At 60.0% G+C, this 18813-nt stretch carries 21 protein-coding genes and 1 tRNA gene; 9 read left to right on the top strand and 13 right to left on the bottom strand.

Annotation, left to right across the window (positions count from 1 at the left end):
- Positions 1-27: 27 nt before the first annotated feature.
- The 6 genes from ACIDOCELLA78_RS91915 (at position 28) to ACIDOCELLA78_RS91890 (ending at position 5110) form a co-directional block, all read left to right on the top strand.
- Complete coding sequence (locus ACIDOCELLA78_RS91915; RefSeq protein WP_201729162.1) at positions 28-915, top strand: chorismate mutase; 888 nt, start codon at positions 28-30, stop codon at positions 913-915.
- A complete protein-coding gene (hisC, locus tag ACIDOCELLA78_RS91910) occupies positions 912-2006 on the top strand; it encodes a histidinol-phosphate transaminase (RefSeq protein WP_201729161.1) in 1095 nt (364 codons plus the stop codon). Before ACIDOCELLA78_RS91915 ends, hisC begins: the two co-directional genes overlap by 4 nt.
- On the top strand, positions 1999-2886 hold the full coding sequence (locus tag ACIDOCELLA78_RS91905; RefSeq protein WP_201729193.1) for a prephenate/arogenate dehydrogenase family protein: 888 nt from the start codon (positions 1999-2001) through the stop codon (positions 2884-2886). Before hisC ends, ACIDOCELLA78_RS91905 begins: the two co-directional genes overlap by 8 nt.
- An 86-nt stretch (positions 2887-2972) precedes the next feature.
- Entirely contained in the window at positions 2973-3908 is a 936-nt protein-coding gene (gene truB, locus ACIDOCELLA78_RS91900) for a tRNA pseudouridine(55) synthase TruB (protein ID WP_201729160.1), read from the top strand.
- A gap of 23 nt (positions 3909-3931) precedes the next feature.
- Complete coding sequence (gene rpsO, locus ACIDOCELLA78_RS91895; RefSeq protein ID WP_201729159.1) at positions 3932-4201, top strand: 30S ribosomal protein S15; 270 nt, start codon at positions 3932-3934, stop codon at positions 4199-4201.
- Between the two features lie 138 nt (positions 4202-4339).
- Complete coding sequence (locus ACIDOCELLA78_RS91890; protein WP_201729158.1) at positions 4340-5110, top strand: Bax inhibitor-1/YccA family protein; 771 nt, start codon at positions 4340-4342, stop codon at positions 5108-5110.
- 185 nt (positions 5111-5295) lie between these two features.
- Here the strand turns inward: ACIDOCELLA78_RS91890 and ACIDOCELLA78_RS91885 are convergent, their stop codons facing one another.
- The 4 genes from ACIDOCELLA78_RS91885 to ACIDOCELLA78_RS91870 are packed head-to-tail and all read right to left on the bottom strand — an operon-like array spanning position 5296 to position 7344.
- Positions 5296-5589, bottom strand: a complete 294-nt coding sequence (locus ACIDOCELLA78_RS91885) for an HPr family phosphocarrier protein (protein WP_201729157.1) — start codon at positions 5587-5589, stop codon at positions 5296-5298.
- Positions 5586-6008, bottom strand: coding sequence for a PTS sugar transporter subunit IIA (locus ACIDOCELLA78_RS91880; protein ID WP_201729156.1), 423 nt, complete (start codon positions 6006-6008; stop codon positions 5586-5588). The genes ACIDOCELLA78_RS91885 and ACIDOCELLA78_RS91880 overlap by 4 nt, the downstream gene beginning before the upstream one ends.
- Positions 6005-6925, bottom strand: a complete 921-nt coding sequence (gene rapZ / locus ACIDOCELLA78_RS91875; RefSeq protein WP_201729155.1) for an RNase adapter RapZ — start codon at positions 6923-6925, stop codon at positions 6005-6007. The genes ACIDOCELLA78_RS91880 and rapZ overlap by 4 nt, the downstream gene beginning before the upstream one ends.
- Positions 6922-7344, bottom strand: coding sequence for an HPr kinase/phosphorylase (locus tag ACIDOCELLA78_RS91870; protein ID WP_201729154.1), 423 nt, complete (start codon positions 7342-7344; stop codon positions 6922-6924). Before ACIDOCELLA78_RS91870 ends, rapZ begins: the two co-directional genes overlap by 4 nt.
- 877 nt (positions 7345-8221) lie before the next feature.
- On the opposite strand from ACIDOCELLA78_RS91870, the gene ACIDOCELLA78_RS91865 reads away from it, so the two are divergent.
- Entirely contained in the window at positions 8222-8905 is a 684-nt protein-coding gene (locus ACIDOCELLA78_RS91865; RefSeq protein ID WP_201729153.1) for a response regulator transcription factor, read from the top strand.
- Positions 8906-9049: 144 nt separating this feature from the next.
- Positions 9050-10384: a HAMP domain-containing sensor histidine kinase gene (locus tag ACIDOCELLA78_RS91860; protein WP_249676219.1), complete on the top strand. Its 1335-nt coding sequence runs from the start codon at positions 9050-9052 to the stop codon at positions 10382-10384.
- 91 nt (positions 10385-10475) lie between these two features.
- Here ACIDOCELLA78_RS91860 and ACIDOCELLA78_RS91855 read toward each other — a convergent pair whose 3' ends face one another.
- The 3 genes from ACIDOCELLA78_RS91855 to ACIDOCELLA78_RS91845 all read right to left on the bottom strand — a co-directional run bounded on the left by ACIDOCELLA78_RS91855 (position 10476) and on the right by ACIDOCELLA78_RS91845 (position 12638).
- A complete protein-coding gene (locus ACIDOCELLA78_RS91855; RefSeq protein ID WP_283770853.1) occupies positions 10476-11792 on the bottom strand; it encodes an arsenic transporter in 1317 nt (438 codons plus the stop codon).
- Positions 11793-11822: 30 nt separating this feature from the next.
- Positions 11823-12221: an arsenate reductase (glutaredoxin) gene (gene arsC / locus ACIDOCELLA78_RS91850; protein ID WP_201729152.1), complete on the bottom strand. Its 399-nt coding sequence runs from the start codon at positions 12219-12221 to the stop codon at positions 11823-11825.
- Positions 12222-12308: 87 nt separating this feature from the next.
- A complete protein-coding gene (locus tag ACIDOCELLA78_RS91845; protein WP_201729190.1) occupies positions 12309-12638 on the bottom strand; it encodes a helix-turn-helix transcriptional regulator in 330 nt (109 codons plus the stop codon).
- A gap of 146 nt (positions 12639-12784) precedes the next feature.
- On the opposite strand from ACIDOCELLA78_RS91845, the gene ACIDOCELLA78_RS91840 reads away from it, so the two are divergent.
- A complete protein-coding gene (locus ACIDOCELLA78_RS91840; protein ID WP_249676215.1) occupies positions 12785-13885 on the top strand; it encodes a cyclase family protein in 1101 nt (366 codons plus the stop codon).
- 74 nt (positions 13886-13959) lie between these two features.
- On the opposite strand, the gene ACIDOCELLA78_RS91835 is transcribed toward ACIDOCELLA78_RS91840, so the two are convergent.
- The 6 genes from ACIDOCELLA78_RS91835 to ehuB all read right to left on the bottom strand — a co-directional run bounded on the left by ACIDOCELLA78_RS91835 (position 13960) and on the right by ehuB (position 18583).
- A tRNA-Thr gene (locus ACIDOCELLA78_RS91835) sits at positions 13960-14034 on the bottom strand.
- Positions 14035-14112: 78 nt separating this feature from the next.
- Positions 14113-15300, bottom strand: coding sequence for an alanine--glyoxylate aminotransferase family protein (locus ACIDOCELLA78_RS91830; RefSeq protein WP_201729151.1), 1188 nt, complete (start codon positions 15298-15300; stop codon positions 14113-14115).
- Between the two features lie 239 nt (positions 15301-15539).
- Entirely contained in the window at positions 15540-16334 is a 795-nt protein-coding gene (gene ehuA / locus ACIDOCELLA78_RS91825) for an ectoine/hydroxyectoine ABC transporter ATP-binding protein EhuA (protein ID WP_283770852.1), read from the bottom strand.
- Positions 16331-17023, bottom strand: coding sequence for an ectoine/hydroxyectoine ABC transporter permease subunit EhuD (ehuD, locus tag ACIDOCELLA78_RS91820; RefSeq protein WP_201729150.1), 693 nt, complete (start codon positions 17021-17023; stop codon positions 16331-16333). The genes ehuA and ehuD overlap by 4 nt, the downstream gene beginning before the upstream one ends.
- Entirely contained in the window at positions 17020-17685 is a 666-nt protein-coding gene (gene ehuC, locus ACIDOCELLA78_RS91815) for an ectoine/hydroxyectoine ABC transporter permease subunit EhuC (RefSeq protein WP_201729149.1), read from the bottom strand. Before ehuC ends, ehuD begins: the two co-directional genes overlap by 4 nt.
- A 25-nt stretch (positions 17686-17710) precedes the next feature.
- Positions 17711-18583, bottom strand: coding sequence for an ectoine/hydroxyectoine ABC transporter substrate-binding protein EhuB (gene ehuB / locus ACIDOCELLA78_RS91810; RefSeq protein WP_201729148.1), 873 nt, complete (start codon positions 18581-18583; stop codon positions 17711-17713).
- Positions 18584-18813: the final 230 nt, after the last annotated feature.

The raw sequence follows: 18813 nt of genomic DNA, 5'->3' as shown, positions 1-18813 counted from the left end.
GAACCGAATTGAGCTTATTGGAACGCCATGTCTGAAATTCCGCCTGCATCACCTCCTCAGGATACCGCCCCGGAGACGCTTTCCCGGCTCCGCGCCGAAATCGATTCTCTGGACGACCGTATCCACGATATGCTGATGCAGCGCGCCGAGATCATCGAACGCGTGCGCTCGCAAGGCGGCAAGCGCGGCGTGATGATCCGTCCCGGTCGCGAGGCCGCGATCCTGCGCCGGCTGCTCGCGCGGCATCAGGGGGGGCTGCCACCCCACACGATCGTCAGGATCTGGCGAGAGCTCTTTTCCGGTGCCTTGATGATCGAGGGTGGGCTTGTTGTTGCCGTTGCCGACGGTGGGCAGGCCGAATTGGTGGCCCTGGCTCGCGAACATTTCGGGCCGCTGACCTCCATGCGCCGGCATCGCACGCCCTCTCAGGCACTCACAGATATCACCGGTGAAATCGCCCATGCGGCCGTGCTGCCCATACCATCCGATGAGGATGATGATCAGGCGGCATGGTGGGTGGGCCTGATGCATGGCGGATTGCCGCGCCTGTCGATCGTCGCGAAGCTGCCATTCTGGGCGCGGCGCGGTGAGGGAGTGCCCCAGTCGGAAGCTTATGTCGTGTCGTCGTTCGTCCCGGATGCGAGCGGCGACGATAGAAGCTTGATCGGGATCGAGATTGTTCCCGATACCAGCACGGCACGCATTCTCGGGATCCTGCGTGATGCAGGTCTCGATGTCGGTTCGTTGCTGATCCGCCGGATCGCCAGGCGGGAGGCGGCCTACGCGCTGGCGGATGTAGATGGTTATATCTCGCGGGATGATCCGCGGCTCGCGGCCATTTCGGCGTTTCCTGCACCGCCGGTTGCGCTTGGTTCCTATGCGAAGCCTGCCGGCGCGCCGGGCATGATGCGATGACCGGATCGCCCGCCGCTCGGCCCGCCGTATTTTCGGTGCCGCCCTATGTGGGCGGTGAATCTCACTTGCGTGGGGTCAGCCGGGTCATCAAGCTTTCGTCCAATGAAGGGGCCTTTGGACCTCCTCCCGGGGCGATGTCCGCTTTTCAGAGCGTCGCGCCGAAACTCCACAGATACCCTGATGGAGGCGCCGTCGAATTACGGCATGCGATTGGCCGGTTTTTTGATCTCGATCCATCGAGAATTGTATGCGGCAACGGGTCTGACGATCTGATTTCCCTGCTCATCCAGTCCTATGGCGGGCCCGGCACTGAACTGATCATGAGCCGCCATGGATTTCTGATTTACGAGATCGCGGCGCGGCTCGCGGGGATGGAGGTACGCAAGGCGCCGGAGCGCGACCTTACGGCCGATGTCGATGCCCTGCTTGCCGAAGTGACACCGGCCACCCGGCTTGTGTTTCTGGCCAACCCGAATAACCCCACTGGCACGCTCGTGCCATCCGCCGACATTGCGCGCCTGCGTCGTGCGTTGCCATCGCATGTCCTGCTGGTGCTGGATGCGGCCTATGCGGAATATGTCGAAGACAGCGACTATGATCCTGGTAACGGCCTTGTCGACGCGAGCGAAAACACGGTGATGACCCGGACATTTTCCAAGATGTTTGGTCTGGGTGGCCTGAGACTCGGATGGGCGTATGCATCGCCTGCCATCGTCGACGTACTCAACCGGACAAGGATGCCCTTCAACGTCAGCGGTCCTGCTTCGGCTGCGGGAGTTGCCGCGCTGGCCGAGCAAGGGTGGGTTGAACGCAGCCGGTCCCACAACACGCGCGCGCGGGCTGAACTGTCGGCGCGTATCGAGCGGGCGGGGTTCCGCGTGTGGCCCAGCAGCGCGAATTTCGTGCTTGCCGATCTTGAAACGTCCGATCGTGCGGTCGCCGCAGACATGCACCTGCGCAGCCGAGGCATCATTGTCCGGCAAGTGGCGGCTTATGGATTGCCCCAATGCCTCAGAATCACGATCGGGACCGATGATGAATGCGCCGCCGTCGCCGACGCGCTCGACGAATTCGGCCAACGGCATGCCTGAGCCGCTGTTCAACCGCCTCGTATTGCTGGGATTCGGGCTGATCGGATCATCGATTGCGCGGGTCGCCCGCGAGCGTGGGGGTATCGCCCGGACCGTCGTTGCCCATGCGCGCACGCAGGCAACTCTCGATCGGGTTGCTGAACTCGGCATCGCCGATGAATGCGAGATCGACCCGGCGCGCGCCGTGCAGGGGGCCGACTGCGTGATATTTTGCGCACCAGTCGGTGCCTATGCCGCCTTGGCGGAGATCGTGGGTCCTCATCTTGCTCCAGGAGCGATTGTCAGCGATGTCGGATCGACCAAGCAGTCGGTCATCCGTGATATCGGACCGCATCTTCCGGACGGTGTTCATTTCGTGCCGGCCCACCCCATGGCAGGCACAGAATTTTCCGGCCCCGATGCCGGGTTCGCCGATCTGTTCAAGGGTCGATGGTGCCTGCTCACCCCTGCGACCGGAACCGACCAGGACGCGGTCAGCCGCATCAGGTTGTTTTGGGAGCGTGCCGGCGCAATGGTCAGCGTGATGGATGCCGCTCATCACGATCGTGTCGTGGCCATCGTAAGCCATCTGCCCCACCTGATCGCCTTCACGATTTGCGGGACGGCCGATGATCTGGCGGACGAGACCAGAAAGGAAGTTCTGCAGTTCGCGGCTTCCGGTTTCCGGGATTTCACGCGTATCGCAGCGTCAGACCCGACCATGTGGCGAGACGTCTTCCTGAACAATCGGGAGGCTTTGCTGGAAATGCTCGCGCGCTTCACGGAAGACGCGCAGGCCATGGCGCGGGCCGTTCGTTGGGGCGATGCCGCGTACATCGAGGACAAGGTCTTGCGGGGGCGGAAGATCCGGCAGGCTCTGATCGACCTCAATCAGGCCTGATTTCCTACGTTCAAAGCCTGTTTCGTTTGCCATGGCATGCCGGCTTCGCTATCAGGCGCAGCACCCCAGAGACATTGCAGGATAATATGGCGCCTCATCAGCCGCGGCAAAAACGCGGACGCATCATCGACGGCTGGATCGTACTGGACAAGCCACAAGGGATTACCAGTGCTCACGCTGTGGCTCGTATCAAAAGAGCATTGCAGGCCGCGAAAGTCGGTCATGGCGGCACACTCGATCCGCTGGCAACAGGGATTCTGCCGATAGCCCTTGGGCGCGCCACGAAGATGGTGCCCTACGTCATGGATGGCACCAAGCGCTATCGTTTTACCCTTCGTTTCGGTGAAGCCCGTGATACCGACGATGCGGATGGGTCGGTTGTCGCCACATCGACCTTTCGTCCTGAAACCGCTGCAATCGAAGGAGTGCTGGAGAAATTCCGGGGCAATATCATGCAGGTGCCGCCCGCTTTCTCCGCCATCAAGATTGGTGGTGAACGAGCGTATGATCTGGCGCGTGCCGGGTTGGCGCCGGAACTGCCGCCTCGTCCGGCGCAGGTGTCGCGGTTTGAACTGATCGAGCGCCCCGATGCCGATCATGCCATCTTCGAGGTCGAATCGGGAAAAGGCGTCTACATGCGATCGCTCGCGCGCGACGTGGCGCTGGCGGCGAACACCGTTGGACACATCGCCGCGCTGCGCCGCCTTTCCGTTGGCCCGTTCGATGAGGCGGGTGCGATTACGCTGGACAAGATTACCGATTCCGGCGATAGCCCCGGTGCTGATTCGAGTTTCCTGCTTCCTGTCGGGACCGCGCTGGACGACATCCCGGCTCTGGCCCTGAGTGAAGCGGAGGCTGCTGCCCTTGGAAATGGCCAGGCTTTGAGCCTTGTCCAGTTCATGGGGCGGATTCATTCGTCATGTGATCCCAATGGTGGGTTGGCACGGCTGATGACGGGCGGCCGTTTTGTGGCTCTGGGCAGGCTGAGTGATGGCCTGCTCAAGCCCGAACGTGTGCTTTAACTTTAGAAACAGGAGTATACCCGATGTCGATTACACCGGATCGCCGGCAGGAACTGATTGGCGAATACGCAAAAAAGCCCAGCGACACTGGCAGCCCGGAAGTGCAGGTTGCGCTTTTGACCGAGCGGATCGTCAATCTTACCGAGCACCTGAAGACGCATGCGAAGGATTTCCACTCGCGCCGCGGTCTTCTGATGCTTGTCGGTCGTCGCCGTCGCCTTCTGGATTACGTCAAACGCCAGGATGTCAAGCGTTACGAAGCTCTGATTGGCCGTCTCGGCCTGCGACGCTGAGCTGACGGACCGACGAACGCCAAATCGTTACACCGATCTCATCCTCCGCCCGCCGATTATGCTTGATCGGCGGGCGCGAATGGCCAAAATAAGATTAAAGACGGCATTCCGCCGCCTGACGAGGAGTAGCAAGCAATCATGGCTATGGGTCCTGACATGCGTTCCTATCGCAGCGCATCGGTTGCGGCAGGTACAGGCGTTCTGGACGAAGGTCTGCGGGCGTATATGCTGCGGGTCTATAATTGGATGGCGTCTGGCCTTCTGCTCACGGCGATCGTCTCCTACGCAATCGCAAATACCGGCCTTGTCAACGCCTTTTACCCCCTTGTCGCGGCACCTGGCGGTGCAATGGTGCGACAGCCTGGCGTTCTGGCCTATATCAGCATTTTCGCGCCGCTTGGGTTCATGCTCATAATGTCGTTTGGCGTGAACAAGCTCAGCACCGTGCAGGCCCAGGGATTGTTTTGGGCATTCTGCGCCGTGATGGGTGCGAGTTTGACCAACATCTTTCTTGTCTATACCGGCCAGTCAATCCTGACGACGTTCTTCGTTACAGCGGTGACCTTTGGCAGCATGAGCCTTTACGGCTACACGACACGTAATGATCTGACCAAATTTGGTAGTTTTCTGGTAATGGGGGTCATTGGATTGCTGGTCGCCATGATCGTCAATATTTTCCTGCATTCGCCAGTTGTGCAGTTCGCGATCAGTGCGATCGGCGTTCTTATATTCACTGGCCTTGCCGCGTACGATACGCAGAGAATCAAGGCAGATTACATCCAGTACGGTTATCGCTTCGGTGAAGGCGTAGCGGCGAAACGCAGTGTATATGATGCACTTCAGCTATATTTGAATTTTATCAACCTGTTCCTGTTTCTCTTGCAGTTCATGGGTAATCGCAAAAACTGAATTACATATTCAGCAACACGTAAACAGGCTTTGGGCAAACTCCAAAGCCTGTTTCTATTGGTACGAAATATCAGAGTATCATCCGATCAGATGAATTTACCGGATCGGATAAAAATGCTCAGATTTTTCAATGATAAGGTGCACTGTATCCGGTCCCGGAGGATCGTGCAGTCCTCTATTTCTCCTCAGCCGTTCTCGTAAAAGCCCGCTTCGATCAACTCAACAACCGCAGCGAGGGCTTCTTTCGCGTCCCACCCTTCCGCCGCAATCTCGACGGTTGAACCAAGCCCGGCGCCCAGCATCATCAATCCCATGATCGACTGCGCGGATACGGTTTGTCCATCCCGCGACACTTCCAGTGCGGCACTGAATTTTTCTGCGAGAGTCACGAGTTTCGCAGCCGCTCGGGCATGAAGCCCGCGGGTATTGGGTATGGTGACAGTTTGAGTCAGCCGGATAGGCAGTTGATCTGTATTCATCCGCAGGCGCGTTTCGGAGTAGATGGGTGGAGAATGTCTGATCCGCAGGCAATATATTTCCGGCCGGCTTCTTCAGCACAGTGAACTGCGTCAGACAGATTGTATGAGCCGCGTATTTTTGCAAGCTTTACGAGCATCGGAAGATTTACGCCAGCGATGACTTCGACGTCATCACGCTCAAGCATACTCATGGCAAGGTTGCATGGCGTGCCGCCAAACATATCCGTCAGCACGACGACACCGTCGCCGGCATCGACCTCAGAAACCCGTTCTGCAATTTCCTTCCGTTGCGTCTCTATATCAGCATCGGCCTCAACCGAAACTGTCGCGATATTGCGCTGAGGGCCAACGACATGTTCCAGGGCGTCCCGCAACGCGACTCCAAGATTGCCGTGACTCACCAAAACCATGCCGATCATTGTTCAACTCCGGGAATCGGCGGGATGGCAACATTGCCACTGGCGTTCTGGCGGCGGGCATGAACGGCTCTGATATCCAGATTTCGATGCTCGATGAGCACGCCCCATCCCCGGTCGCTCAGCCTTGTTCCAAGCATCTCGACAAACGAAACGGAGCGATGCTTTCCGCCCGTACAACCAATTGCAATCATAACGTATTTCTTGCCCTCGCGAACAAAACGCGGCAACAGGAATTCAATCAGGCCGCCGACCCGCTCGTAGAACTCGGGGAAATCAGGATCTTCGGAGATATAGGTTCTCACGGCGGGGTCAAGCCCGGTCTTTTCCCGCAGGTCGGGTATGTAATGCGGATTCCTGAGGAATCGTACGTCAATCACAAGGTCGGCTTCCTGAGGCAGCCCGGAGGGAAAGCCAAATGACACCAGGGTGATGGTCATCCCCGGCCCGCCAAGGCCAAACCTCTGCTCGATGATCTGACGCAGACCGGTCAATGATAATTGTGATGTATCTATGACCCAGTCAGCTTGGTTCCGAAGAGGCAGTGTCAGAGCCTGTTCTGCGTCGATTCCTTCCGTCACCCTGCCGGTCAGCGCCAGAGGATGGCGTCTTCTGGTTTCACTGAACCGGCGTTGTAAGGCTTCAGGGCTGGCGGTGAGGAACAGCAATTCCGGGTGGATAGAGTCGTTCGAGCGCAGGCGATTGATCGTGGATAGAACATCCTCGACGGAAAAATCTCTCGTGCGGCTGTCGATCCCAACAGCGAGAGGCCTGTCTCCGCGCGCGAGGGTTTCCACCATTGCCAGAGGCGGATTGTCTACCGCCTCATAGCCGATATCTTCCAGCGCTCGTAACCCTGAATTACGGCCTGCGCCGGACAGTCCGGTTACAATGATCAACCGGTTGGGTTGATCTCTCATGATACAAAGCATCCACAAATCTGTTCACGACGCCCAACGAGAGCGTCGAGCGCCCATTGAACCTTGATAGGCGCCGAATCCAGATGCGGATCGATGAAAATTTCTGGAATGTTAAGCTCGGTGTTGTTTTTGGGATATGGCAACCGCTCTTGTCCGGTCCCGAGCCGCACAGCCAAACGTAGGCGGGCCGTTCTGATTGCGGGCACCTTGAAGATCCCTACGCCCCATAATTCTATCATACCCGCAAGGGTGGGTGGCGCCGATGCAAATTCACCGTCTATGTGAACCTGATCGTCGGCAACGAGCAGAAATCCCCGATTAAGAAGTCTCAGCAGCAAGTCGGATTTGCCAGACCCCGAGGGGCCCAGCAACAATACGCCGTCATCATTCAACGCCGCACACGATCCATATAAAATCATCTTGAATCAAGTGTGACAAGTTTTCGGCAAAAGCGAAAGGGAGCCTTTTGACGTGACGCAAGGGCACGTATTTCGATGAAAAAACAACCAATGGTTGTTTGTTTTGCTATCGGTAGCTTCCGATCAGAAATACGCTCGATATGCACATTTGTAAAAATGTTACCCATATTTTATTTAACATATTGATAAATATAAAATTTTTGTAAAATATAATATGTATCGAATCAACATGGTCGGTTGCGGCCTCACCCGAGGCGTTGCCTATAAATATGCATAAGCCGTAACGTTGGTGAAACGCTTCAGAAAGCGGATCTAGGCGATTATGCTTTCTAATCGTATGGCGATAAGACCATGCTGGACGAAAACAGGAATTGCCATGTCGGTTGGTTTCCAAGATTGCTGTCATAGTGACAGGGCGCCTCAAGCGCTCACTACTTATTTCTTGAGTCCGCTAGATTTTTATCTAAACGATCGAATGAATTTTAAATCATTTAATAATAATTATTATTATAATTTAAATATTGAAAAATAATATATTAATTATTTGTTTTTTTGATATGATTTTGGTGGTGTTTCTTTGGTAGGGTCATGAATCATAATTTGTTTTTATTCACTCCGAGATAAAATTGGCGGGACAAATACAGGAAAATTTGCCTGTTCTGGTAGGTCGATCTTCGCTGTTTGCAGGGCGCCACAATCGCTCCAATATCCTTGCCATCAAGGGGATGACCATTTTACGTGTCAAATGCATGTAACGGTATCTTGGCGTCGCAACGCCCAAATCCACAGGTGTCGCTTTTCGGGAGCAGAAGGATCGCAAGATGTGGATACAATTTGTAACGGGCGGTTTCAGGCCTACTAAACTCGGGGATCATAGATGAGAATATTGGTTGTTGAAGATGATAAGGACGTTGGCGGTTTTGTGGTAAAAGGTCTCCGAGAGGCCGGGCATACTGTTGAGCATGCTGATAATGGCCGTGACGGCTTGTTCATGGCTGCGTCCGAGAATTTTGATGCCATTATTCTGGACCGAATGCTCCCTGGAGGGATCGACGGACTACGTCTGCTCGAAACGCTTCGCGCGCAGGACAATGCAACGCCCGTCCTGTTTCTGTCGGCGCTGGGTGAGGTGGACGACCGCGTGAAGGGTCTCAAGGCGGGGGGCGACGATTATCTCACCAAGCCATTCGCGTTTGCGGAATTGCTGGCGCGTGTCGAGGCAATGGCGCGGCGCGGCAAAGGCGAGGGACCGTCGACCCGTCTGACGGTGGGAGATCTCGAAATGGATCTGCTGTCCCGTGGCGTGAAACGAGCTGGCCAGAAGATAGATCTTCAGCCGCGTGAGTTCCGCCTGCTCGAATACCTGATGCGCCATGCCGGCCAGGTCGTCACGCGAACCATGCTTCTCGAGGGCGTTTGGGATTATCACTTCGATCCGCAGACCAACGTGATCGACGTGCATATTTCCCGGCTGCGCCAGAAGATCGACAAACCGTTCGATCTGCCGTTGCTCCACACGGTGCGTAACGCCGGCTACATGCTTCGCGTCGAGGAACCCTGAGGCCCGTCTGTGGGAAGGTCTCTATCCGATACGGCAGAGGGGCAGGATCCGCCTCGCCCGCGGGTCGTGCAGAACCGACTCCTGCGGTCGGCGGGAGTCCGTTTTGCTGTATTTTATGCTCTCGTCTTCGGCATATCAGCCATCGTGCTGGCGGGCTCACTCTATTATTCGACGATCGGTTTGCTGGGGCGGCAGACGCATGAGGCTATTCGTGTGGATGCCCGCAGCCTTGCCACACATTTCGAGGCCGGTGGCCTGACGGCTCTGGTCATTACATTGGATAGCCGGATCAGCGAGGACATAAACGATCACGCCATCTATCTGCTGGTGGATCCCCTTGGCAATCGGATTGCCGGCAACATGAGCCGGTGGCCGCAGGGCATCACTACCGCGCATGTCTGGTATCAGGTGCCGCTTGAACGGGGCGGACGAAAATCGACGGCATTGATTCGATATTACGAACTTCCAGGCGGCTTTCAGCTGCTTGTCGGCCGGGATGTCAGCACGCGGGCGCAGTTGCGCCGGATTTTGCGGGACGGTCTTCTCTGGGCGCTGGCGGCCATGGCGTTTCTGGGGGTTCTCGGCGCCATCGTTATTCGCGGCCTGTTCAAGCGCTCGCTTGCGGACATATCCGGCATCACCCGTGCGATTGCACGTGGGGATCTTACCCGGCGGGTGCGCCGCTCGGGAAACGGCGACGAGTTCGACGAACTCGCGGAAACGATCAACGACATGCTCGACCGGATCGCGAAGCTGATGGACGGCGTGCGCGAGGTTTCCAATGCAATTGCGCACGACCTTCGTACGCCGATTACCCGGGCGCGCACGCGCCTTGAGGACGCAGCATCGCATGCCCGGACCAGTGAGGAACTGAGAAACGCGGTCGAGCGGGCAACGCTCGATCTCGACGGGATCGTCAACGTCTTTCAGGCATTGTTGCGCATTGCCGAAATCGAGGCGGGCGCCAGACGATCCGCGTTCAGGGACATCGATCTTGCTCCTGTTCTTGAGGATCTCGCCGAATTCTTTGACGCTCTGGCGGATGAACGCGGCATCTCGATTCTTCGAAACTGGCCGAAATCAATCCCGCTTTTCGGCGATCGTGACATGCTGCAGCAAGCAGTCGCCAATTTGCTCGACAACGCGATCAAGTTTTCCAGCCAGGCAGACAAGGTAACGATTTCCGCTCACGCCGGCGGTGGACGTGTTGAAATCATTGTCGCCGATCACGGGCCTGGCATTCCCGAGGCTGATCTATCCCGTGCCACGGAGCGTTTTTATCGCGCGGAATCGGCACGCTCCACGCCGGGATCGGGGCTGGGCCTCGCACTCGTCTCGGCGATCGCTCAGTTGCACGGCGGCACCTTGTTGCTGGAAGACAATCAGCCCGGGTTGCGGGCCCGTCTTGTCCTTGCGCAGAAAGACGAAACCCGCCCCGCCGCCGGGCAACCCGAAGCTGCCGCGTCAATGGCGGGATAGTTTGGCAAGTCTTCCAGATGCAGTGCTCTATGATATTGATAATTATAGCATCTTTACCCGATCAGATGACTCCACCTGATCGGATGATGTTCTAACCGTGCCCGGTAGAAAAGGCCATCGGTAGCCAGAATGCCAAGGCTGCCAATGTCGCCAGCAGAACCGGCGGGGTAATCAGGATGCCGACGCGCATGTAGTCTCCCCAGCCGATCCGCACCCCCTTGCCGGCAAGGACGTGCAGCCAGAGCAGTGTCGCAAGGCTGCCGATCGGAGTGAGCTTGGGGCCGAGATCGCAACCGATGACATTGGCATAGATCATCGCGTCGCGAATCGCGGCGGGGGCATGGACATGCGCGATGGCCAGCGCGCCCACCAGCACGCTCGGCATATTGTTCATTACCGAGGAGAGCAAGGCTGCGAGAATGCCGGTGCCGAGCGAGGCGGCCCAGATTCCGTTCGCGGCGAAGATCCGTAGCAAAGCGGCGAGATGGCCGGTCAGCCCGGCATTACGCAGCCCGTAGACGACCATATACATGCCAAGACTGAAAATCACGACCTGCCAGGGCGCGCCATGCAATACGCGCCTGATGTCGATCACGCGGCGTCCGCCGACGGGCCAGCGCGCGGCGAGTGCGAGCAGCGCGAGCGCGCCGGCGATCGTGACGTAGGAGACAGGGACGCCGAGCGGGGCGGTGATGAAATAGGCCGCAAGCAACACAACCAACACCGGCCACGCGGCGCGGAAAACAACGTGGTCGTGGATCGCGTGCGCCGGGGTTTCGAGCTCGGCAAGATCATAGCGCCGGTTCGCGGCGGCGCCGTAGCGCAGCATCAGCACAGCGAGGGTCGTCGCGAGGGCGACGAGATCGACCGGGACCATCACCAATGCGTAGCGGGTAAAGCCAATTCCGAAGAAATTGGCACTGACGATGTTGACGAGGTTGGATATGACGAGCGGCAGGCTTGTCGTATCGGCGACGAAGCCGGTTGCGATGATGAAGGCGAGCGCCGCCGCGGGAGGGAATTCGAGGCTGGCGAGAACCGCCATGACGATCGGCGTCAGCAGCAGGGCGGCGCCGTCATTGGCAAAGATCGCCGAGATCACGAAACCGAGCAGCACGACCAGAGGCAGGAGCAATCGCCCGCGTCCCCGTCCCCAGCGGGCGACATGCAGCGCCGCCCAGCGAAAGAATCCAGCCTCGTCGAGAAGCAATGAAATCACGATCAGCGCGACAAAGGTGAAGGTCGCGTTCCAGACGATGTGCCAGACGGTAGGGATGTTCCGCCAGTGGACGATGCCGAGCGCGAGATCGACCGCTGCGCCAGCCATGGCGCTCCAGCCGATGCCGAGACCGCGGGGTTGCCAGATGACGAGCACGAGTGTGGCGATGAAGATCGCGAAGGCGAGCATGATGTTGCTTCCGGCTGAAGGACGGGAGGGTCAAGGCTGGTGCCGGTCGCCTTCCTTGGCGAAGGCGCCCCGTTGGGGGGCGGGCAGAATATCGAGCACGGTTTCCGACGGGCGGCAGAGACGCACGCCGCGGTCGGTCACCACGATCGGCCGGTTGATCAGGATCGGATGCGCCATCATCGCATCCAGCAGTGCCTCGTCAGTCAGCGTATCGTCATCGAGGCCGAGTTCAGCATAGGGCGTACCCTTTTCGCGCAGCACGGCGCGCACGGAGACACCCATGCGCGCGATCAAGTCACGCAATTCTTCGCGGCTTGGCGGCGTTTGCAGGTATTCGATCACGTTCGGCTCGATTCCCGCATTGCGGATGAAGCCGAGGACGTTGCGTGACGTGCCGCAGGCGGGATTATGATAAATCGTAACACTCACAATACTGATCCTTGTCGGTCTACGGGCAGGTTGAGATTTGTGGCCGATCCCCAAGCGGGAATGAGCCATGGGCTGTTCATCGGCCCGTCATGGGCCTTGTCGCGCCGCCATGGGGCTGGGATCGCACAATGCAGGATAGATGGTGGAACCCCGACCACAGCAGTTTTTCGCGAGATAAGACACAAGGTCGTTCATGGCGGAAAAATCGGCTGCGTAGATCACGTTGCGGCTTACGCGCCGTTGCGTGATCAGGTCAGCTCGGGCCAGGGCCTGGACATGAAATGTCAGGGAGGACGGCATAAGATCGAGGCGCTCGGCGATTTCGCCTGCGGCTAGCCCGCCCGGTCCTGCTTCAACCAACAGACGATAGGTGGCAAGCCGATGTTCATGTGCAAGGGCGGAGAGGGCGGTCACCATCCAGGCGATATCGCGGCCAGCCCGGCTTTGTTCCGATTTTTCCATAAATATCGAAATATCATATGATAGCATAATTGCAAGGCGGGTTGCGTAGACGCAATTCGGCAGGCTCGCAGTTTGACGATTGTCCCGACACGCGCTTGGTAGTGTTCAACAACATGATGCAAACGCAAGAATGGAAAGGAAACGAAATGCCCAACCCGCGCTGGCGTCATCGTCCCGAGGGGTCGAACTGGGGAGATTTCGGGCCGGATGACCAGAATGGCCGTCTCAACCTCATTACGGCGGAAAAGGTAAGGCAGGGGCTTGCGGAGGCGCATGAGGGGCTTGTTTTCTGCCTCAGCCTACCGCTCGATTATCCGGGGGGTAGCCTGCTCAACGAACGGCGCCACCCGCCGGTTCTGCGGCCAACCTTGCGGGGAGATCGGCCGAATTTCAATTGCACGCTGACGGGTCCGGAACGTATGCGAACCGATGTGTTCAATGACGATCTGGCGATCATCCATCTGCAATACTCGACGCAGTGGGATGCCCTGTCTCATGTCGGCGGCCTCTTCGACGTCGATGGAGACGGGATTCTGGAGAAGGTTTTCTACAACGGCTTTCGCGCCGGGGAGCACATTATCGGACCTGAGGATGGCAGGGATGCTGGCATTCAGCCCACGATGAGGCGGCAAAGCACATCGAATGCCGGGGCGCTCGGAATCGAGCGCATGGCCAGTCGTGGGGTGCAGGGGCGCGGCGTTATGATCGACTTGCGGGCGCATTACGGCGATGCCCGCACACTGGTCGGCTACGATGAACTCATGCGGGTGATCGAGGCCGATCGTGTCGAAGTCGAAACCGGAGACATGGTCTGCCTGCATACAGGCTTCGCCCAGCATCTCCTCGAGATGGACCGCAAGCCGGATGGGTCGATCCTTCATGGAGCCTGTGCGGTTCTGAATGGCCGTGATGCCCGGTTGCTGAACTGGATCACGGCAAGTGGCCTCGCCGTCCTGATTGCCGATAATTACGCCGTCGAAGCCTTCCCGGCGCAGCCTGGAGCCGATGAATGCTGTTCGGTTTTGCCGATCCATGAACATTGTCTGTTCAAGAACGGCATTCATCTCGGCGAGCTATGGCATCTGACACCTCTCGCGGATTGGCTGCGCTCGAACAGGCGCTCGAGGTTCCTGCTGACCGCGCCACCTCTGCGGCTGCCAGGTGCGGTCGGCTCGCCGGTGACGCCGATTGCGACGGTATGAAATTTGATGCCAACAGATCGTGCATCCGCCGTACCCGTCGCCGAAAGCGCTGGCAATCAAACTCTGTGGCAGGCTGGTGCCGGGTGAGGGATTTGAACCCCCGACCTTCGGTTTACAAAACCGCTGCACTACCGCTGTGCTAACCCGGCACGGTACCGTCTGATTACCCTGCCCGGCTGCCAGACTCAACATGCGGCGCCGCTGATCCAGTGGGAAGCGTTGATTGTTCAGCTCCCGCCGAGATAGTCGATCGCCGCGTCGACGCCGCCGCGGGCATGCGGCACGCGGGCGAGGCGTAGCGCCATCTCGACCACGCCGAGCGTGCCCAGAAGCATGGGTTCATTCAGATCGCCCATATGGCCGATGCGGAACACCTTGCCGCCAAGCGGATCGAGGCCAGCGCCAAGCGAAACGTTGAACCGGTCATAGGCGATCCTGCGCACGGCCTCGGCGTCGTGGCCCTCGGGCATGTGGATCGCCGTTACAGAATCCGACCGCCTTGCCTGTTCGGTGCAGAAGAAGGCCACACCCTGGTTGCCGCTCCAGACCGAAACCGCTCGCCGCGTCGCTTCCGCGAGGCGACGATGGCGGCGCCACACCGCCTCGATCCCTTCAGCCTCGATGAGCCGGACGGATTCCAGAAGTCCGCAAATTGGGGCGATGGGCACGGTCCCGGTGAAGCTGCGGTGCCGGCGCGCCATCATCCTGGTCCAGTCGAAATAGAACCGCGTCAGCCGTGCCCCGGCATGGGCGGCAAGCGCCTTGTCGCTCACCGCGGTGAAGGCGAGGCCCGCTGGCAGCATCAGCCCCTTCTGGCTGCCGCCCACCACAGCGTCGATTCCCCAGTCGGCCAAGCGGAATTCGAACGAGCCGAAGGAGGAGATGGTGTCGACAAGAAGCAGCGCCGGATGGCTCGCCGCGTCCAGCGCGGCGCGGATCTCGTGTAGCGGCAGCGCCACGCCGGTCGAGGTTTCGTTATGGACGATACAGATTGCCTTAATTTCGTGCGCCGAATCGGCAGCGAGTCGGTCGGCGATGGCGCCAATATCGGGGCCGCGCCGCCAGTCGGCTTCCGGCATCTCGACCTCAAGGCCGAGCGTGCGCGCCATGGCTCCCCACACACGGGAGAAATACCCGGCCTCCGGCATCAGAATCCGATCGCCCGGGGAGAACAGGTTCTGTAGCGTTGCCTCCCAGGCGCCGTGACCGCTGGAGGTGTAGATGAACACCTCGCCGGTCGTGAACAGCAACCGTTTCAGCCCTGCCACCGCGCGGTCATAGATCTCGATGAAATCGGCGCTCATGAAATCGGTCGTCGGCCGGTCCATGGCCCGCAGCACGGGATCGGGAATGTTGGTCGGGCCGGGATTCGCGAAGAACAGACGGCCTGGCTTGCGGGGGGTATCGGTGGTCATCGGTCCTCGGTTCCTTCGGCAATGGCGGATATGGGTTTCAACGTCCGCGGTCCGCCGCACGGATCATTTCAGACGCAGGGCCAGATGATGGTTCGTGGAACGATCGGGCGGATCGGAAACGCAGCGACATCCATTCGATATAGCGCGCATGGAGTTGGGGCCATACCTGTTCCCTCCGCGTGGCTCTTTTCTGGATGCCGTCGCCGAGGGGCCGGTATGCGGGGAACGCCAGAGAAGGATTACCCGAGCACGGATTGCAGGAATTCCCGGGTGCGCTCTTCCCGCGGTTCGCCGAAAATTTCCTCCGGCGCGCCCTGCTCGGCGATGCGGCCCTGGTCGAAGAAACAGACGCGGTCGGAGATTTCGCGGGCGAAGCGCATTTCGTGGGTGACCATCAGCATGGTCAGGTCGTGCTCATGCGCGAGGTCGCGGATGACGTTCAGCACCTCGCCGACGAGCTGCGGATCGAGCGCCGAGGTCGGTTCGTCGAACAGGATCACCCGCGGGCGCATGGCGAGGGCGCGGGCGATCGCGACGCGCTGTTTCTGGCCGCCGGAGAGCTGGCGTGGATAGGCGTCCTTCTTGTCGGCGAGGCCGACGAGGTCGAGCAGGCCGGTCGCCCGTTCGATCGCTTCCTCCTTCGGGATTTTCAGCACGGCGACTGGCGCCTCGATGATGTTGCGCAGCACCGTCATGTGCGGGAACAGGTTGAAGCCTTGGAACACCATGCCGACCCGGGTGCGGATCTCGCGCAGATGCCGTGGCGAGGCCTTGAACGGCCCCTTGCCGCCGGGTTCATGATAGGAAATCCCGTCAAGCTCGACCCGACCTTGCTGGAACGGCTCCAGCGTCATCAGGATGCGCAGCACGGTGGACTTGCCGGAGCCGGATGGGCCGATCAGCGTCACCTTCTCGCCGGGGGCGACGTGGAAGTCGAAATCGTCGAGCACGGTCAGAGGGCCGAATCGCTTCGTCACCTTCTCGAAACGGATGATCTCGTCCGGGGCCGTGCCGGGTTCGGCGGGCGGGCTCATCGCAATGGAACTCCTTCCTTGGGCAGCACCCGGTCGAGCCGGTTGACGGCGGTGCTGGCGATCACCGTCAGCAGCAGGAACAGGGCGCCGACGATGGTCAGCGGGATGAGGTAGCGATAGGTGCGGTCGCCGATGATCTGGGCGAGGTTGAGCATTTCCATCACCGTCACGGTCGAGAGTACTGGCGTGTCCTTGATCATCGAGACGAGGTAGTTGCCGAGTGCCGGGATGATGCGCGGGATCGCCTGCGGCAGGATGATGGTGCGGTAGAGCCGCGCGCGGGAGAGGTTCAGCGCCGTCGCCGCCTCGATCTGGCCGCGATCGACCGCTTCGAGCCCGGCGCGGTAGACCTCGGACGTGTAGGCGCTGTACTGCACGCCGAGGGCGAGCACGCCGGTGAACAGGGCGGGCAGGGTAACGCCGTATTTCGGCAGCACGTAATAGAGGAAAAAGAGCTGCACGAGCAGCGGCGTGTCGCGGAGGAATTCGATGGCCACCGCGGTGGGCCAGGCGATGATCCGCAGCGGCACCCGCCGCAGCAGGGCGAGGACGAGGCCGAGCAGCAGGGCGACCAGGAAGCCGAGGATGGTCGCCTCCACCGTAATCTTCATGCCGATCAGCAGGATCGGCAGGATCGAGATCGCGAAGGCGAGCGGGCTGTGGAGATCCCAGTGGATGCCGTAGATCATGCGTGCGCCCCCCGTGACGGGGCGAGATGGCGGCGGCTCCAGCGCTCGATCAGGCGGCTCAGCGCCGTCAGCACCAGCGCCATGCCGAAATACATCAGCAGGGTCAGCGTGTAGATCGGCGTGCTGGCGAGGGTGAGGTTGCGCAGCGCGTCGGCATGGAAGGTGAGGTCGCTGATGGTGATCAGCGAGACCAGCGAGGTGTCCTTCAGGTTCTGGATCGCGAGATTGCCGAAGGGCGGCATCATCTCGGCGAGGGCCTGGGGCATGATGATCCGCCAGAGCGCCTGGCGGCGGGTGAAGTTGAGCGCGGTCGAGGCTTCCCACTGCTCGCGCGGGACGGCGTTGATCGCGCCGCGCACGACCTCGGCGCCATAGGCGCCGATATTCAGCGAGAGGGCGAGCACGCCGCTGGCCATCGGCGGCAGCGAGGGGCCGAGCAGGGGCAACGCGTAGTAGAGCCAGAACATCTGCACCAGCAGCGAGGTGCCGCGGAAGATCTCGATATAGACGGCGGCGGTGACGCGGACGGCGCGGCTGCGCGAGACGCGGCCGAGACCGGCGACGAAGGACAGGGCCGCGCCCAGCACCGTCGAATACGCCGTGATCTCGGCCGTGATCCACGCGCCGCGCGCGAGCGGGGCGATGAAGCCGGTCCAGTGCATCAGGTCCGCTCCGCCGCGCCGGTCGTCACGCCTTGCAGCGATCCGCCGTGGTCATCTGGCGGGCGGCTTCGACGTCCTGCTTCGTCAGGCCGTATTTCATCAGCGTGTGGGCCCAGGCGTCGGTTTTCTTGTAGGCGTCGAGCGCCTTGTCGAAGGCGGTAAGGAGGGAGGTCTCGTTCTTGCGGAAGCTGAAGGCGCCGTAGCTGCGGACCGAGTGGCCGTCGACCATCGGCTGGGTGAAGGGGGCGGCGGGCTCGACGGCCTTGCTGTGGCGGGCGAGGCGGGCGACGGTGAGGCCGGTCGCGGCGTAGGCGGCGACGCGGCCATCGGCCACGGCGGAGAGCGCGTCGGCATTGGCGCTGAGATTGACGATCTGGCTGTCATGGATGCCGACGGCATGGGCGAAGCGGAGTTCGTCGGCGCCGCTGACAAGTGCCAGTTTCTTGTCGCGGTGCTTGAGGAACCAGTCATAGCCGTGAATGCCGTGCGGATTGCCGGCCTTGACCAGCAGGCCCTCGCCATAGCTCGAATTGATCGCCGAGAAGGCGACCTGGGTGCAGCGCGCCGGCAGGACGTTCTGGCTGGCGGCGACCATGTCGAACCGGCGGGCCTTGAGGCCGGGGATCAGCGAGCCGAAGGGGGTGACGACCCATTGCTGGCGGTGGATGCCGATTTCACCGAGGACGTGTTTCGCGACGTCGGGGGCGATGCCGTGGGCCTGGCCGTCGGCGTTCATGAAGCCGTAAGGCACCTCGTTGGCGATGGCGATGCGGATGAAGCCGCGGCGGCGGATGCCCTCGAGCACGGTTGCCGCCTCGGCCTCGCCGCCGAGGGTTGCGGCGGTCATGCCGGCGCCGAACAGGGTGAGCGCGCCGCGCCGCGTTGTTGAAAATGTCATGTTTCCCTCCTCTTCCTCTCGCTCTCGAACAATCAATCCGGGTCCGCCACGTGTTTGCGGGTGGTAAAGAGTAGTGATTCAAATCTGGTAATGAAACCCGCTTTGGGCAGATTTTGCCGAGAGGGCTGCCGCGATCATGAAAATACTCATGAAAAATAATGGGAAATTCGTAAAATCAAATTTTTGAATGAATCTGGACAAGGCGAGGGGATGAGGTCGTGGTGATTGGC

This window comes from Acidocella sp. C78 (assembly GCF_907164655.1).
The sequence above is the reverse complement of the archived record's forward strand: the minus strand, read 5'-3'. Positions and strand labels throughout refer to the sequence as shown.